At 59.3% G+C, this 15,528-nt stretch carries 15 protein-coding genes; 10 read left to right on the top strand and 5 right to left on the bottom strand.

The features are described from left to right. Positions 1 to 2 precede the first annotated feature (2 nt). Positions 3 to 722: a CDP-diacylglycerol diphosphatase gene (locus GA0061101_RS11585; protein ID WP_037192901.1), complete on the bottom strand. Its 720-nt coding sequence runs from the start codon at positions 720 to 722 to the stop codon at positions 3 to 5. Between the two features lie 291 nt (positions 723 to 1,013). On the opposite strand from GA0061101_RS11585, the gene GA0061101_RS11580 reads away from it, so the two are divergent. Next, positions 1,014 to 1,916: a LysR family transcriptional regulator gene (locus GA0061101_RS11580; RefSeq protein WP_037192898.1), complete on the top strand. Its 903-nt coding sequence runs from the start codon at positions 1,014 to 1,016 to the stop codon at positions 1,914 to 1,916. Between the two features lie 116 nt (positions 1,917 to 2,032). Here the strand turns inward: GA0061101_RS11580 and GA0061101_RS11575 are convergent, their stop codons facing one another. Both GA0061101_RS11575 and GA0061101_RS11570 read right to left on the bottom strand, forming a co-directional pair. Further along, a complete protein-coding gene (locus GA0061101_RS11575) occupies positions 2,033 to 3,919 on the bottom strand; it encodes an MFS transporter (protein ID WP_037192895.1) in 1,887 nt (628 codons plus the stop codon). Positions 3,920 to 4,267: 348 nt separating this feature from the next. After that, entirely contained in the window at positions 4,268 to 4,867 is a 600-nt protein-coding gene (locus tag GA0061101_RS11570; protein WP_037192894.1) for a cation efflux transmembrane domain-containing protein, read from the bottom strand. A gap of 354 nt (positions 4,868 to 5,221) precedes the next feature. Here GA0061101_RS11570 and GA0061101_RS11565 point away from each other — a divergent pair, with 354 nt between their 5' ends. From GA0061101_RS11565 to GA0061101_RS11555, 3 genes are read left to right on the top strand one after another with little or no spacing between them, the layout of a single operon-like run. Next, the gene (locus GA0061101_RS11565) at positions 5,222 to 5,542 is read left to right on the top strand and encodes a hypothetical protein (protein ID WP_081938693.1); all 321 of its coding nucleotides are present in this window, start codon (positions 5,222 to 5,224) and stop codon (positions 5,540 to 5,542) included. Next, a complete protein-coding gene (locus GA0061101_RS11560) occupies positions 5,543 to 6,337 on the top strand; it encodes a class I SAM-dependent methyltransferase (RefSeq protein ID WP_081999521.1) in 795 nt (264 codons plus the stop codon). It begins immediately after the preceding gene. Continuing rightward, positions 6,337 to 6,879: an AAA family ATPase gene (locus tag GA0061101_RS11555; protein WP_037192890.1), complete on the top strand. Its 543-nt coding sequence runs from the start codon at positions 6,337 to 6,339 to the stop codon at positions 6,877 to 6,879. The genes GA0061101_RS11560 and GA0061101_RS11555 overlap by 1 nt, the downstream gene beginning before the upstream one ends. Positions 6,880 to 6,946: 67 nt before the next feature. Here GA0061101_RS11555 and GA0061101_RS11550 read toward each other — a convergent pair whose 3' ends face one another. After that, complete coding sequence (locus GA0061101_RS11550) at positions 6,947 to 8,152, bottom strand: MFS transporter (RefSeq protein ID WP_037192887.1); 1,206 nt, start codon at positions 8,150 to 8,152, stop codon at positions 6,947 to 6,949. A 412-nt stretch (positions 8,153 to 8,564) separates the two neighbouring features. Between GA0061101_RS11550 and GA0061101_RS11545 the strand changes: the two genes are divergently transcribed. The 6 genes from GA0061101_RS11545 (at position 8,565) to GA0061101_RS11520 (ending at position 14,376) form a co-directional block, all read left to right on the top strand. Beyond that, entirely contained in the window at positions 8,565 to 10,124 is a 1,560-nt protein-coding gene (locus GA0061101_RS11545; protein WP_037192885.1) for a radical SAM protein, read from the top strand. A gap of 368 nt (positions 10,125 to 10,492) precedes the next feature. After that, a complete protein-coding gene (locus GA0061101_RS11540; RefSeq protein ID WP_425349993.1) occupies positions 10,493 to 10,834 on the top strand; it encodes a YjiS-like domain-containing protein in 342 nt (113 codons plus the stop codon). 209 nt (positions 10,835 to 11,043) lie between these two features. Further along, complete coding sequence (locus GA0061101_RS11535) at positions 11,044 to 11,718, top strand: response regulator transcription factor (protein ID WP_037192883.1); 675 nt, start codon at positions 11,044 to 11,046, stop codon at positions 11,716 to 11,718. Continuing rightward, positions 11,715 to 13,070, top strand: coding sequence for a sensor histidine kinase (locus tag GA0061101_RS11530; protein ID WP_037192881.1), 1,356 nt, complete (start codon positions 11,715 to 11,717; stop codon positions 13,068 to 13,070). Before GA0061101_RS11535 ends, GA0061101_RS11530 begins: the two co-directional genes overlap by 4 nt. A gap of 98 nt (positions 13,071 to 13,168) precedes the next feature. Continuing rightward, on the top strand, positions 13,169 to 13,759 hold the full coding sequence (locus GA0061101_RS11525) for a class I SAM-dependent methyltransferase (protein ID WP_092573591.1): 591 nt from the start codon (positions 13,169 to 13,171) through the stop codon (positions 13,757 to 13,759). Further along, entirely contained in the window at positions 13,756 to 14,376 is a 621-nt protein-coding gene (locus GA0061101_RS11520) for a DedA family protein (protein WP_051963320.1), read from the top strand. Before GA0061101_RS11525 ends, GA0061101_RS11520 begins: the two co-directional genes overlap by 4 nt. Positions 14,377 to 14,449: 73 nt before the next feature. On the opposite strand, the gene GA0061101_RS11515 is transcribed toward GA0061101_RS11520, so the two are convergent. Further along, positions 14,450 to 15,481: a class I SAM-dependent methyltransferase gene (locus GA0061101_RS11515; protein ID WP_037192879.1), complete on the bottom strand. Its 1,032-nt coding sequence runs from the start codon at positions 15,479 to 15,481 to the stop codon at positions 14,450 to 14,452. Positions 15,482 to 15,528 lie beyond the last annotated feature (47 nt).

Genomic DNA, 15,528 nt, shown 5'->3' with positions numbered 1-15,528 from the left:
CATCAATGCTCGATGGCGCAGCTGTGATCCTGCACATCCTCGCCGCCCATGCCGGGTTTAGCGACGTCAGTCAGAACGATGAAGCCGGGGCCTTCGGCGAAGTTGGCGCCGACAACGACGAGATTGTGACCGCCCATGTCCTTTGCCGGGTCCTTCAGGGTCTTGGCAAGCGCCAGGAATGGATTGAAGTCGCCCAGTGTTTCGCCCTTGACGCGGATCGCGGTGAACTGATGACCGGCAATAGCATCCGGCAGCGGCGCCCAATCGGTCCCGACGCGATCGGCATCGGCCTTCAGGACAGCGCGGGCATCCGTGCTGAGGCAGTCGATGTGGATGTGAAGCTGGTTCTGCGAGCGGGCCTGCTGCGCGTTGACGGCCAAGCTCAGACCGTCGCGAGGGATCGCATGCGGCAATCTGGAATCGACATCACCTTGTTCGGCCCAGGCATCGGCAAAGAAGTTGTGCGTCGCCGGATTGAGGAGATCGGGGCTTTCGATGCCGGTGATCTTGTCGGTGGGGATCAGAAGAAACTGCGCGATACCATTCAGGTCCTTCAGCATCGCATAGTGTTCGGCGGTGTTTACCGAGAGGCACGGAGCGGTTTGCACCGCGCATCTGTCATGAACGATCTTCCACAGCACATCCGAGTCGGCAAAGGCCGGAGCGAAAAGAAGGGGAAGGAATGAGGCGGCAAGAGCCGTGACGCGGCGAGGAGGTGTCATGGCAGGAAATTCCCTTGTTCAAACGGTGGGGCATTCTTCGAAATTGTGCAGGCTTAGCATGGAGCTGTGAGAGCGTTGTGACGGACATAATTGCCGCAAACCGCTCCTCACGATCGCTCCATCTTGGCCGCTACGCAATGTTTTATGTCCTGATGTCGTCACCAGGACATCGGTTGTAAGCTAGGGCACGACGTGATTCGTGCGCATTAAGATCAGTGCTATGATGATATTCAGTCACTGTAAGCGCCCTGCAACTATGGGAGCAATACGCGATGAAAGGAATGGCATCGAATGGCTTTCGATACGCGGCTTCTGACCGGCGTCGGCGTCCTCGCGGCGGTTACCGAAGCGGGAAACTTTGCGCGCGCCGCCGAGATCCTCGGCCTGACGCCATCGGGCGTGAGCCGGGCGGTAGCGCGCCTGGAGGCGCGGGTCGGCGTGCGCCTCTTCGATCGCAATCCCCGCGAGGTCAGCCTTACCGAAGAGGGACGACGCTTTCACGAACGGGTCATGCCGCTGCTGACGGGGCTGGACGAGGCCGCCGCCGAGGCGGCAGACGCGGCTGCGGTCGTAGGCGGCCGGTTACGCGTTTCGGTGGATCCATGGTTTGCGCGCATGGCGCTTGCCTCCGAGCTGCATCGGTTCCTGAGCCGCTATCCCCTGCTGTCAGTGGATTTCTCGACCAGCAACTACCGCGAGGAGATGATGGCGAGTGTCGATGTGGCGGTGCGCTTCGGGCCGCCGGACGCATCGTCTCTGATCGTGCGCAAGCTGCTGGAAACCCGCGTTTTGACGGTTGCTTCGCCGGCCTATCTTGAAAGGCAGGGCGAACCGCGCTCGCCGCACGATCTTGCCCATCACGAGGCGCTTCTCTTTCGCGATCCGCAAACCGGCGTTCCCTTCCCTTGGGAATTCCAGCGAGGAGACGAGTTGGTTGAGATCAGGCTGCGCAGTCGCCTGGTGTTGGACGACCCTTCGGTTGCCATTTCCGCATGCCTGGCGGGCAACGGCATTTTTCAAAGTCTGGCGATCGGCCTGGCGCCCTTCCTGTCACGGGGCGAACTCGTGCCGATCCTCTCTGAATGGTCGGAAGAGCTCTTTCCGCTCTATGCCTATCACCCCTCCCGCCATCTTCCGCCGGCGAAGGTCAGGGCTTTTCTGGATTTCGTCCAGGAAGTGGCTGCCGGATTGTGATCCTTTCCAGCAGGCGGGGGCGTCGTTCGCAGACTCGGTTCATGCCGAAATTGAACCGGCGAGGAAGGCCCGACTTGGGGTGGAGGTCGGGCCTTCTTTTATTGCTCTCCGTGCCGCTACTTGATGGCGTTGAGATCGACGCCCTTGCTTTCGCGGATAAAGATAACGCCGATGACCAAGGTCATCGCGGCGATCGCGATCGGATACCACAGCCCATAGTAGATATCGCCCTTGGCCGCGCTCATCGCAAAGACCGTTGCCGGAAGCAGGCCGCCGAACCAGCCGTTGCCGATATGATAGGGCAAGGACATGCCGGTATAGCGGATGCGGGTCGGGAACATCTCCACCAGGATTGCGGCGATCGGGCCGTAGACCATGGTCACGTAAATGACGAGAACGGTCAGAATGGCGATGGTCAGAGGCCAGTTGATCGCCGAGGGATCGGCGACCATCTTGAAGGCACCGCCACTGGGTACGGTGTAGACCGGCATCTCGGTTGCGCCGGCGGCCTGGTCCGCCGTTAGAAGCTTCGCCTTGACGAGATCGGCAACGGGCGTGACGGTCTTGTCGCCAGCCCGAACCGTTGCCGCATTGAGCCCGAGTTCGGGGTTTGCGGCAATGAAGCCATCGAGCTTGGCATCCGGCACCTTGGCGGGATCGCGTGCCAGCGGGAAACCGGCCTTCTGCAAGGCAAGGTTCATATCGTGTGCGAATGAGGCGCTCTTGGCCGTCGCACCGGTCCCGGCTGCGGTGGCATCATAAGATGTCACGGTCGCGTCACCGATCTTGATGGTTGCGGGTTGCCCGGCCGGCCCATCGGCAACCGTATAGGGAACCGATGATTTCGACAGGAAAGACGTGGCGATATCGCACGAATTGTTGAACTTGGCCGTGCCGACCGGATTGAACTGGAAGGTGCAATCGCCGGGGGCGGCCGTCACAACGGCGCGGATGGTTTGTTCAGCCTGGGCGAGCGCCGGATTTGCCGCGTGGGTCAATGCCTTGAACAGCGGGAAATAGGTGAGGATTGCCAGGGCAAGACCTGCCATGATGATCGGCTTGCGGCCGATCTTGTCGGACAGCCAGCCGAAGAACACGAAGAAGCCGCTGCCGATCAGAAGCGCTATGGCGATCATGATGTTGACCGACTGACCGTCGACCTTCAGCACGTTCTGCAGGAAGAACAGCGAATAGAACTGCCCCGCATACCATACGACAGCCTGACCGGCGGTGAGGCCGAACAGGGCAAGCAAGGCAATCCGGGCGTTCTTCCATTGTCCGAAGGCTTCCGACAGCGGCGCCTTTGAGCCCTTGCCCTCTTCTTTCATCTTCTTGAAGGCTGGCGATTCACTGAGGGATAGCCGGATCCAGACCGAAATACCGAGAAGGATAAAGGACAGGATGAAGGGAATGCGCCAGCCCCAGGCAGCAAACGCATCCTTGCCGAGCCAATTCTGCACCACCAGGATCACGATGAGCGACAGGAAGAGCCCGAGCGTTGCCGTGGTCTGGATCCATGATGTGTAAAAGCCGCGCCGGTCATTGGGTGCATGTTCGGCGACATAGGTCGCCGCACCACCATATTCGCCGCCGAGCGCCAGGCCCTGCAGCATGCGCAGCGCAATCAGAATGACCGGGGCAGCGACGCCCCAGCTGGCCGAGCCGGGCAGGATACCGACCAGGAAGGTCGAGAGGCCCATGATGAGAATGGTGACCAGGAAGGTGTATTTGCGGCCGACGAGATCGCCGATCCGCCCGAAGACCAAGGCACCGAACGGCCTGACGAGGAACCCTGCGGCGAAAGCGAGCAAGGCAAAGATGTTGCGGGTTGCCTCCGGATAGTCACTGAAGAAGGCGGCGCCGATGAAGGCGGCCAAGGATCCATAGAGATAGAAGTCATACCATTCGAACACTGTGCCGAGCGAAGAGGCAAAGATGACCTTCTTCTCTTCCCTGGTCATGCCTCCTCGACCAGTCGTCTCAGCCACGGATGTGGTTGCCATTACTCAATCCTCCCAATTGCACCAGGGACACAGTCAAAAGACCCGTCTCATGTCCCCCACGATGACATTCCGCAGGACCTTCCAGCCGGCTCGCGGCGGAAAGTCGCGCCAGTGGGTGCTCTCCGGATTTCCTCCCCCAGGAGAGCACGCACCTGATGCATTTGCGAGTGTTGGCTAAAAATTGAAAATTGCAATGCCTGCAACCGCAGTCGCTTATGGAAAACTGTGCGTAAGGCATCAGGAAACGCGCGGAATTGTGTAGCAAATGCCGTCAACCCGCCCAGCGACTATGAGATTGCCGGGATCGCGCCTGGAGCGGTCATCTGCACGTTTTACGCATACGCCCCATTATGGGACCAGGTCGGCGGCTTTGTGTTCTTCCCGCGCAGCTTCCCAGACTTCACGGGCGGCATCAGCGTTCATGATTGCAATGCCGATCCCGACAACGACGTCAGGCCACACCGACAATGTATAGGCTGTGACAAGGCCTGTAAGGATGATTGCGACATTGGCGAAAGCGTCATTGCGGGCGGATAGAAAAGCTGCTCGCGTGAGGCTTCCACTATGGCTGCGAAATCGTGCCAGCATGAAGGCGCATGACAGATTGACGAGCAGCGCCCCGCCGCCTGTCATCGACAAGGCGAACGGCTCAGGCGGCACCGGCGTATTGAACTTGCTCCACAGCGCCCACACCATCGCGAGGGCTGGAATAAGAAGGATACCGGCAAGCGCCATGCCGACCCTAGCCCGAGCTTTGAGGGACCAGCCCATTGCAAGAACAATCAGCAGATTGACCGAAGCGTCTTCGAGAAAATCGACGCTATCAGCAAACAATGACACCGACCCAATTTTGAGTGCGATGGCGAACTCTACCCCGAAATATCCGAGGTTAAGAAGAGCAACGATAAGGACGGTGCGTCGGAGTCCGGCGTCAAAGGTTTCGGTCATAGGGCTCCCTGCCAACCAGATCGTTCTTTGTGGCGATTTGCTGTCGGACATACGAGGCCGAATTTGGAGAAGCTAACCCAAGTGCATCACGCCGCCGTTTAGGGTAGGGGGTCAAAGCTCCTCTTGCAACTTTGCCATGAATACCTCAGCTGTGCTTTTATACCCGAGGCATTTTCCCGGCTGATCGTTGAGATGGCGGGCAAGGTGTAGCAGGGTCGGGATAGCATCGAACGGCAACATTCGCTCAAATCGCAAAATGGCGGGCTTTCGGCGAGCCCCGATTTTGGGCTTATTCAACAATATCCGCCAATAGCGGATCGTTTCAGCATGGCGAACCAAAAGGAGTCAGCTGCAATGAAGTGCCTGCGCATCTATGCCACCCCGGATGGCGAGTCGCATTTCGACGAAGTCGAATTGCCGACGACGACGAGGTCGGTGCACCCCGTTGCAGTGCCGTTCGAGGTTTCGGCCAGTCGTCAGGCGTCCCGCGTCCGCCTCACCCGCATCCCAGCGGGCATGGGCGAGGTTGCTTGGCATACGGTTCCAGATCCGGTGCTTACAGTCAGGCCGGATGGTTCGGTTGAATACGAGACGAGCGACGGAGAGGTGCGGCTCGGCGGCTACCTCGAACGGCCTCCACCGGCGGCCATCATGAATTTCGTTTTGGAGGGATAGGTGATGGCTGAAGAAGCAGCGTTGAATTTCGCAGATTTCTATGATGCCGAGCTTGCTCGCCACAACGCGCATTTTCGGGTCGCCGCCGCGGTTGGGCGGTCTGATAGTGTGCTCGATATCGGTTGCGGCGCCGGACAAACCACACGTGACGCCGCCCGCGCTGCTGAGACAGGACGAGCACACGGAATCGACCTGTCCGTCAGGATGCTGGAGATTGCCCGCCGGCGCAGCGCCGAGGAGGGGTTACCCAATGCTACGTTCGAAGTGGCGGATGCACAGAACCATTTCTTCGCAGAAGGGGAATTCGACCTTTGCATCAGTCGATTTGGCGTCATGTTCTTCGCCGATCCGGCGGCGGCTTTCGCCAACATCGCCAACGCCGTACGGCCGGGTGGGCGTTTCGTCTTCATGGTCTGGCAGGGCGGAGACCGCAATGAGTGGGCCACGGCTATACATGAGGCGCTTAACCCGAATTCAACTCGTCCGGTTGCGGCCAGCAAAGCCTTTTCGCTGAGCGAACCCTCCGTGACGTCGGGGCTGCTCGAAACGGCCGGGTTCACCGCCATCGAGTTTCGTGAAATCAACGAGCCTGTGTTCTACGGTCCGAATCCTGAGACCGCATTGGCGACTGTTCAGACATTTGAAAATGTCGAGAAGGCTCTCAATCGTCCCGTCGAGACGGCCGAAATACGGGCGCGGCTGCTCGATATGCTTGAGGCCCACCAGACGCCCCACGGAATTCAGTTCGATTCGCGCGCATGGCTGATCACCGGTTGCCGGAACGGCGGCAGGTAATGGGCATCAAAAACTATTTGATTGAAGGCGTTTCCGGCACCGGCAAAACCACGGTGGCTGAAGAACTGCAACGGCGCGGCTACCACGTCATCCACGGTGACCGGGAGTTATCCTATCTAGGCGATCCCGAGACTGGTGAACCCCTGGATGGGCTTGCCCACGACACCATGACGGACAGTGCCAGATGGGGGCACGAGCACCATATTTGGGATGTAGGCAAGGTCGAATCCATGATCGCTGATCAACGCAACGCGATCTCCTTTTTCTGCGGCGGCTCTAGAAATTTCGCCCGCTTTATCGATTTGTTTGATGGGGTCTTCGTCCTCGACGTCGATCTCGACACCTTGAACCGACGGCTTGTCCAAAGACCAGAAGACGAGTTTGGCGGAAAGCCGGGCGAACGGAAGCTGATTGCGCGATTGCATGCAACGAAAGAGGATATTCCGGCGTGCGGTGTCGTAATCGACGCCACAGCGCCGCTCGACGTCGTTGTCGACGAGATTCTCTCGAAATGCGGAGAGGCGGACCAAGGGGCCTGCTAGGCTCGGCGGCGCGCCGTTCCCGCGTGCATTATTGGTGATTTCCGCACAGCGTGAATGTCGGCCTATATCATGCGGTTTGCATCCGCAGGCGTTGCATGGGCGGGAAGGCAAGGGCAATGGCCGCCGCGCCCAGTCCCACCATGGACGAGCCGATGAAGAGCCAGGAATAGTTGGCGAACGTATCGAATATCCAGCCGCCGATCAGCGGCCCGGCGGCCATGCCGATGCTCGATAACATCGAGGCGGCGCCGAAGACCGTTCCAATGACACGCTGCCCGAAATATTCCCGCGCCAGCACCGCATAAAGCGGCATGACGCCGCCATAAGCGCTTCCGAAGATCACCGCCAGCGCATAGAACTGGCCGAGTTCGCTGACCAGAAGGTAGGTGGCGAGTGCTGCCGCCTGCACCAGAAGGCCGGCGACCAGAACCGGCTTGACGCCCAGCCGGTCGGCGAGCGTGCCGTAAAGGAGGCGGCCACCGAGACCCGCCAGCCCTTCGACGCTGTAGATGCTGACGGCGACCATCGGCGTCACGCCGCAGATCGTCGCATAGCTGACCATGTGGAAGATCGGGCCGGAATGAGCCGCGCAACAGGCAAAGAAGGTTGCCCCAAGGACGATGAACTGCGGCGAGCGGAAGATCCGGCCGAGCGGCAGGCTTTTTTCCTCCGTCGGTCCTCCCTCGGAGCTGGCGCCGGCGTCTGCAGGCACAGGTGCGCTTTGCACCAGCAGCGCGGCCGGTATCAGCAGCGCCCATGCCATGATGCCGATCACCATCATGGCAAAGCGCCAGTCGTAGGCCGAAATGAGATAGCGGGCGAAGGGCGATACGGTCATCGGCGCGACGCCCATGCCGGCAGACACCAGCGATACGGCGAGGCCTCTGCCCTCCTCGAACCACGCGGTCGTTGCTGCCATCATGGGGGCGAAAAAGGCGCTGGCGGCAAGACCGACCAGAATGCCGTAGGTCAGCTGGAACTGAAGAAGCGAGCCGGCTCTGCTTGCCAATACGAGCGCAAGCCCGAGCAGCAGCGCCCCGACGAGGACGACGATCCGCACCCCGAAGCGATCGCTTGCCGCACCCCAGGCAAAGGCACCCAACCCCATGACCAGGAAATTCAGCGTCATCGCAGCGGCGATACCGGCATGCGACCAGCCTGTGTCGGCAGCGATCGGCACCTGAAAGATCGCCAAGGAAAACATCGCGCCGAGTGCGACGCAGCTCATCAGTGCACCGGCGCCGACGATCACCCAACGATAGGAGGAATTCATCTCTCGCAACTCCTTCAGCTCGACCCGCGACGTCAAGGATCTCACATTTATCCCTCGCGTCACCTTTGGAATAAAGACGATCGAGCCTTAGCGATTTCGACATTGCCGTGCCTGAATTCTTTCAATTGGCGAGCTGAATGGGATTTGGAGGGTTCAGGCGAGGAGCGCGCGGTGACGAAATCCCTTAAAATATGCCGATCCTCGGACCAATGGCAGCCAAAAATCGCGGCCCGTCGCCGTTGGCATGTCGCCGAGAAATTAATCCTGAGCTCATATAGGACTGCTAATACTACCGTCTTAATGCCGAAAGAACCTGCTTTCCACGCCCAAGGCAACCGAAGGCAGCTGCGAATGACATACGGCCCTAGTGCATACCGAACCGGATCTTCAAAATCGTGGAGCGGACCATTCAATGGCTCATATCGTCATCATCAATCCGCGTTTCGAAACCTCTTATTGGGGCATGGAACACGCTCTGCCGCTGTTTGATGTGAAGGCTAACCTTCCGGTGGCCTGCCTGCCTCTCTTGGCAGCACTGACGCCTGCGGAGCATATCATCACCTTGGTGGACGAGAATATCGAACCGATCGATTACGGCCTGTGCGAGAGGGCTGATATCGTCGCGCTGACGGGGATGATCGTCCAGCGTTTCCGCATGACGGAGATCCTGACCGAGCTTAAACGACGCAATTGCTTCACCGTCGTCGGCGGGCCTTGGGTTACGGTCAAGGAGGACTATTTCGGCAATCTCGTCGATGTCTCCTTCATCGGCGAGGCGGAGGAGACCTGGCCGAGATTCCTGCTCGAATGGCAGCAAGGCTCTCATGCGCGACGCTACGAACAGACCGACAAGACGGATATGAGCACGGTGCCGGTGCCGCGCTTCGATTTGCTGAAAATGGATGAGTATGCCGTCGGCAGCATCCAGTTCTCGCGCGGCTGTCCCTTTACCTGCGATTTCTGCGACATCATCGTCGTTTTCGGGCGTAAGCCGCGCATCAAGACCAGCGCCCAGGTCATCGCCGAAATGGAGGCTTTGCTGGCGTCCGGCATGGATACGGCCTTTATCGTCGACGACAATCTGATCGGCAACAAGAAGGCGATCAAGGAGGTTTTGCGTGATGTCGTCGCCTGGCAGGAGCGACATCACTATCCGATGACGTTTCTGACCGAAGCGTCGATCGATCTGGCCGATGACGCGGAGCTGATGCAGCTGATGGTCGACGCCAATATCCGGGTGGTCTTCATCGGCGTCGAGACGCCGAACGAGGAGGCATTGCGCGAAACCAAGAAGCTGCAGAACCTGCGCAAGGGCGGAACGATGCTGGACAAGATCCACGCTGTCCAGCAGACAGGCATGGAAGTCTGGTGCGGCATGATCCTCGGCTTCGACAGTGACGATGCAACGATTTTCGATGCGCAGCGCGTCTTCATCAAAGATGCGCGCATCGTCAACGCCATGATCGGCATGCTCGCCGCTATTCCGAAGACGCCGCTCTACGCGCGCCTTGCCAAGGAGGGGCGGCTCGATCACGACGATCCGCCTGCCTTCGGCACGAATGTCATTCCCCTCAATCTCTCCCGCGAAACGCTGCGGGATGGATATCTGTCCGTCTTGAGCGACCTGCATGAGCCGGGCGCCTATTTCGACCGCCTGGATGCGCTCTATATCGATGCCCGCATCGAGCCGGAAAGTACCCGCTTACGTCATCTGCGTCGTCATCCGCTGCGCCTGCTTGCTCTCAACGCAACATGGGCGCTGGAGGCAATCGGCATCTTCATAAGATTGATGCGGCGGGTGAAGGAGGCGGACCTGCGCGCCACTTACCGGCGGCGGCTTCTCAAGCTGCTGTGGTATCGCCGCTCTCCGGTGATCCTGCAGATCTATGCGATCAAGTGCGCGATGCATTACCATGCTCATATCATGGTTCAGCAGATGCGCACCGGCGGCGGTATCGTCAATTCGTTCTAGCGGAACCTGGAGATCAAAGATTCCCGATCTGAAGATTGCGATTGCTTCATGATCTCCAGTTAGATTAATTAGCCGACTAAATAATTAGCGTTCTATCTGTTGCATCGATGCAACAGATAGAGCCGGATGCCTGCAATTCGAAATTGTGGGGTTGCCGATTCGAACATCTTGCGTATGATACACTTATCCGCAAATCAAACAGAGGAGGCGTCAAATGCATCATATGCGAATGTTTACTTACGTCTCTGGCGGATTGATCTCGATGGCCTCGGTGTGTGCAGCACCAATGGCACGACGATCACTTATTTAAAGCCGTAAAAAGCTTTATCTGCCGCCCCTTAGGCGTTTTCCCGTTAAACCGATGTGACTTGCTGACGGAATGGTTCGGCGCGTTTTCCGCGCGCCTGCTCCTCAAGCTGGTCGAGCTTCAAGAGGACCTGGCCGTACGATCGCGCCAGGAAAAGACAATGACGCAATCACAATTATTAGTTGCCGATAACTTAACGGCGACGGTCAACGAACTGTATCAGAAATTCGGCGCATGGAGAACCGCGCGTGCCTTGTTGCTTGTCGCCTGGAGGCAGAGGCAAACACGCATGCAGGTTGCGGAGCTTTCGAATTCCCAGCTTCGCGACATAGGCCTTCCCGAGCGAGAGGATAGTCTGGGCCATCCCAATTTCCTGCCGCTGCATCTGCGCCGCTTCGGTTAGACCTGAACCGCAGGCGAGGCCATGCCGAGAAGGTCATTGAATGAGACCGTGCATCGCGGCTTACCGAGAACCATGCGGGGGAGAGCTATCTGCACTTCCCCATATGGACCAGCTTTGCATCGCACCCGTTTGTGTCCGCCAAGTACCGGTCGCAATGTTCCTGCAATGCGCCTATGCAATTGCATTGATTTCTGCGCAGGGGTGGAGCATTGCGGATTCTGTTGCTTGAGGACGAGCCTGAAATGGCGTCGGCGCTGTGTGCTGCGTTGGGAGCCCGCGATGCCGTTGTCGATCATATGTCGACGCTGGGCGATGCGGAGGAGGCAGCAAGAAACATTCTTTACGATGTCGTCCTGCTCGACCGTCAGCTCCCGGATGGAGACGGCCTTTCGCTCATTCCCAAACTTCGTGCGAGCGGTATCAGTGCACCCGTGATCGTACTGACGGCACGCGGCCAGCTCGACGACCGCATCGACGGCCTCGATATTGGCGCTGACGATTATCTCGTCAAGCCTTTCGCGATTGAAGAACTCCTGGCACGCTTGCGTGCGATTATGCGCCGACCCGGTGACATCCGGGCCGACGTGGTGAGCCTCGGCCGGATGTCCTACGATTTCGGATGCCATGAAGCGCAGGTCGATGGCCGCCGGCTCGAATTGCCGCGCCGGGAACTGCTTGTGTTCGAGGCGCTGGCACGCCGCATCGGCCGCACGGTTCCGCGGCATATGCTCGAAGAGGCCGTTTATGGTTTCATCGATGATATCCAGTCCAACACGCTCGATGCGCATATTTCCCGTCTGCGTCGAAAGCTCGCCGCCGTTGGCGCCGGCCTTGAGATCCATCCCGTTCGAGGCATCGGCTATCTCATGAAGCAGACGTCATGAGCCTCCGTCAGCCTTCATTGCGATGGCAGCTGGTTTGGCGCCTTTCCTCGCTTCAGGCGGTCTTTTTGACCGTGCTTGCGATCCTCATCGTTGCCGCGCTCTGGGTGACCGGAAGCTTTGTCTCGCTCCAGCCGGAAGACGAGACAATCGACGCAATCGCACAGTCCATTGCACGAGGAGAGAACGGCGCTTTAACGCTCAGCCAGACATCGGCGCTGGCCGCGCGACGCGCCGAACTGCCGGGTCTCTGGTTCGTCGTAAGGGATCGCAGCGGTGCGACGATCGCCGCCGGTGTCGTACCGCAGGCCTATGCGAGCATCGGTGGTGCGCTTGATGGCATCGGCCAGGCGCGCTTCGGCAGCAATCTTGGAGGAAACCTCGTGCCCGCCGCCCGGCTCCAATGGGTGCACTCTCCGGTCGGCGAGGTGCAAATCCTGACAGGCGTCGATGGCAGCGTGTCGACGTCCCGCGTTATTGCGGCGGCCAGCATCGTGTTTTTCAGCGCTCTCCTGCCGCTGCTCGTCGTCACCGCGATCGCCACTCTCGTCGCGGCGCCGCTCGTGGTTCGTCGGGCATTCTCCTCGCTCGACAGTGCCGTGGCACGTGCGGAGGAAATCGATATCAATCGTCAGGGGACGCGCCTGCCGGACGAAGATGTTCCAAGAGAGATTTTACCGCTCGTCGGCGCCGTCAACGATGCGCTTGCCCGGCTGGACGAAGGCTATGAACGGCAGAAGCGCCTCTTTGCCCATCTTGCCCATGAGTGGCGCACTCCCCTTGCAATCCTGCAGGCGCGGTTGGACGGTTTGCCGCCAAGCCCGCTGAAGGAACGCCTCTTCGAGGATACGGTCCGGCTTGCGACGCTTGCCGAACAGTTTCTCGATCTGCAGCGTCTCAATTATCGGTTCGAGCCGACTTTGATCAACCTCGTGGATGTCGCGCGGCACGTCGTCTCCGAACTGGCGCCGCTTGCCATTGCCGCCAATTACGAACCTTGCTTCCAGGCAGACGAAGATGCGGTCGAAATATTCGGCGATCGCGTGGCGCTCGAACGCGCCGTCACTAACCTTGTGCAGAATGCGATCCACCACGGGGGCCGGCGCGGCGGCATAACGGTGCATGTCGGCCGCGCGACCGGCATCACCGTGACCGACGAAGGCCTGGGTGTTCCGGCGGATGAACGGTGCCGCATCTTCGAGCCGTTTCATCGCCTGGAGAGTCGCGGCAAGGGGTTTGGCCTCGGTCTCAATCTCGTTCAGGAAATCGCCCTGCTGCACGGGGGAGAGGTCTACGTCATGGAAGGTCCCAGAGGCGGCGCAGTCTTCAGGCTGAGTTTCCCCTTGGCCGAATAGGGCAGGGTGCCAGGTTCTCGGTGCAATGTTCTTGCAATCGGATGCGCCTAGACGGTGTCCGGAAAGGCCGAATCTCTCGGTCACGCAGGCGGAATCTCATGTCCAATACATTGCTGTTCCTACGAACGCTGTTATCCAACCCGCGGATGGTCGGTGCCATGCTACCGTCAGGCGCGATGCTGGCTGATCTCATCACGAATGAGGTGGATCCTTCCGATGGCCCCGTTCTCGAACTCGGACCCGGGACCGGCGTCTTTACGGAGGCCCTGCTCGCTCGCGGCGTACATCAGAAGGACCTGACGCTGGTGGAGTTCGCCTCCGACTTTGCCGGCATGCTTCGAGTGCGGTTCCCTGAAGCTCACGTTCTCTGCGCGAATGCGGCAAGGCTCGGCGCGCACAACTTGCCCGAGGACGTGTTGTTCGGATGCGCAATCAGCGGACTGCCGCTCTTGAACATGTCGCCAAAAGCGGTCGTCGCAATTCTGACTGGCGTCTCGTCCCGACTGCGCGAAGGCGGCGCTCTGTATCAGTTTACCTACGGGGTTCGCTGTCCTGTTTCGTACCGGTTGCTCGACCGGTTCGGTTTCAAGGCAACGCTGCATGGCCAGGTCTTGCGCAACTTTCCGCCCGCCAGGGTCTATAAAATCATCAGGCGCAGGCCGCCAAGACTATCGGCGGCTCCAAGATGAATGCCCCATCCCAACTCTTCAATTTCATGCCCGCTCTGGCCGGGTGGGGGCTGCTTGGCCTCGCGCTATGTTCAACGATGGAAAAGCTCGTGCCTATCATACCGTCCGGCGGCATGTTCATCATGCTCGGAATATACGGCGTGCCTGCCTTGCCCATTTTGCCGTGGGCGATCGCCGTCACCGCAGCCGGATCAACCGCGGGTTCATTGTTCTGGTACGGGCTGGGACGATGGTTCGGGCCCGATCGCGGCGACGCTCTTGCTCTGCGCGCGGGGAGCCTTCTACGCGTCCGGAGCGAACGATACTGGCAGCTTAAGGATCGGTATCGTCGTCACCGATTCTGGCTGACCCTTGCCAGTCAGACTCTCCCCGCTGTCAGGGTCTATGCGGCATTTCCCGCCGGGGTTCTCGCCATGCCATCAACCGGCTTCATCATCGCGACCTATATGGGCGCCGCTTTTTGGAATGGGCCGTTCTTGCTGTCGGGTTACCTGCTGCGCGAATACGGGTTCGATCGGGAAACAGCGATACTTGCGACACCAGCCGCAATTTTCCTGGCCCATCCCCTGCTATTCCTGGCATCTCGCCTGTGTCGACTAATCCACAAAGCGGCCTAGCCCACACATTGACTGAATGACTTGGAACCTTCGGCGCGCAAGCCTGGGGTTGTCATTCAAAGAATCGGGCGTTCTACACGGTCAGAACCGCGTAGATGACGCCGCCGTTTTCGCCGCGCGTGACGGAACTATCGGCAAGCGGGTGCTTGAGCTTGTCGATGATCGCCAAGATGTCTCTTTCGGTTCGCCATATCAGCGGCCAGTTCATGAAGGTTTCCATATAACCTTCAACGCCGATGTCTTTTGCGAAGTTCGCGAGAAGAAACTTGCCGCCGGGTTTCAGCATCTGCAAGCAGCGTTCCGTCAGCTTCACGGCAACGTTTTCCGCCAGATAGTCGTAGAGCCCGGCCGCGTAGATGAAGTCGAATGTTCCGAGCTTCTGCGCCCGGCCGAGGATCGTGCGAACGGAGCCGTTGATCGCCTCGACACGGCTTCCGTGGTAGTTCGAGCTGACGGTCCCGACGCTGATGGGATCCTGATCGAGCGCGACCCAGCGCTTGAGCCTCTCGCTCCGCAGGGCATGGGAAAGCTCTGCCTCGCGAAGGTGCCCGGCGGCGATTGCCAGGACTTCCGCATCGCTGTTTGCGGCAGCCAGCTCATCGACATGAGCCGCAAGAATGTCACGTCTCTCGCGCACGGCCACCGCGGATGCCGCTCTCCGGGTGAAATCGTAAACTTCGGCGCCGAGCGCCGATGCTTCCTTCACCTGTGCGGCAACGGTCGGGTGCTCGTAGATGAAATCCAGCAGATAGGCGTCGCCGCTGTAACCTCGCGGCTTCTCGAAGGACCATCGCGTCAGGGGATCCTGGAGCAAAAATGACGTGACGGGGTGTGTCTGCGCAAGGGACGCAAGGCGTTCCCAGACTACAGGCGTCGACTTGTTCCTCAGTGCCTGCAGCCGCTCCGTCAAGGTTTTCATGATGCCTTGAACGGGAGAATTGGCCTCGAATGCCTGCTGTGTCAGGGACAGAATAAGGGCGAGTTCGGCTTCGCCCTCTTTGAGTTGTTCGGTTGTAAGATTGTTAACCGATGATCTCGTGTGTTCCGAGATGGACTGCGCGGTAACAAGGCTATAGCCGTCGAGAGCAGTTTGAAATTGTTTCAATTTTAAATGATTCCGTGAAGACTATGCAAACCATATCGCACATAAAA

Source organism: Martinezella lusitana (genome assembly GCF_900094565.1).
Taxonomy (GTDB): domain Bacteria; phylum Pseudomonadota; class Alphaproteobacteria; order Rhizobiales; family Rhizobiaceae; genus Rhizobium; species Rhizobium lusitanum.
The sequence above is the reverse complement of the archived record's forward strand: the minus strand, read 5'-3'. Positions and strand labels throughout refer to the sequence as shown.

Excerpts from the sequence above, each read along its gene's own strand:
- GA0061101_RS11585 (WP_037192901.1), bottom strand. The coding sequence starts at position 722 with ATGACACCTCCTCGCCGCGTCACGGCTCTTGCCGCCTCATTCCTTCCC.
- GA0061101_RS11580 (WP_037192898.1), top strand. The coding sequence starts at position 1,014 with ATGGCTTTCGATACGCGGCTTCTGACCGGCGTCGGCGTCCTCGCGGCG.
- GA0061101_RS11575 (WP_037192895.1), bottom strand. The coding sequence starts at position 3,919 with ATGGCAACCACATCCGTGGCTGAGACGACTGGTCGAGGAGGCATGACC.
- GA0061101_RS11570 (WP_037192894.1), bottom strand. The coding sequence starts at position 4,867 with ATGACCGAAACCTTTGACGCCGGACTCCGACGCACCGTCCTTATCGTT.
- GA0061101_RS11565 (WP_081938693.1), top strand. The coding sequence starts at position 5,222 with ATGAAGTGCCTGCGCATCTATGCCACCCCGGATGGCGAGTCGCATTTC.
- GA0061101_RS11555 (WP_037192890.1), top strand. The coding sequence starts at position 6,337 with ATGGGCATCAAAAACTATTTGATTGAAGGCGTTTCCGGCACCGGCAAA.
- GA0061101_RS11550 (WP_037192887.1), bottom strand. The coding sequence starts at position 8,152 with ATGAATTCCTCCTATCGTTGGGTGATCGTCGGCGCCGGTGCACTGATG.
- GA0061101_RS11545 (WP_037192885.1), top strand. The coding sequence starts at position 8,565 with ATGGCTCATATCGTCATCATCAATCCGCGTTTCGAAACCTCTTATTGG.
- GA0061101_RS11530 (WP_037192881.1), top strand. The coding sequence starts at position 11,715 with ATGAGCCTCCGTCAGCCTTCATTGCGATGGCAGCTGGTTTGGCGCCTT.
- GA0061101_RS11525 (WP_092573591.1), top strand. The coding sequence starts at position 13,169 with ATGTCCAATACATTGCTGTTCCTACGAACGCTGTTATCCAACCCGCGG.
- GA0061101_RS11520 (WP_051963320.1), top strand. The coding sequence starts at position 13,756 with ATGAATGCCCCATCCCAACTCTTCAATTTCATGCCCGCTCTGGCCGGG.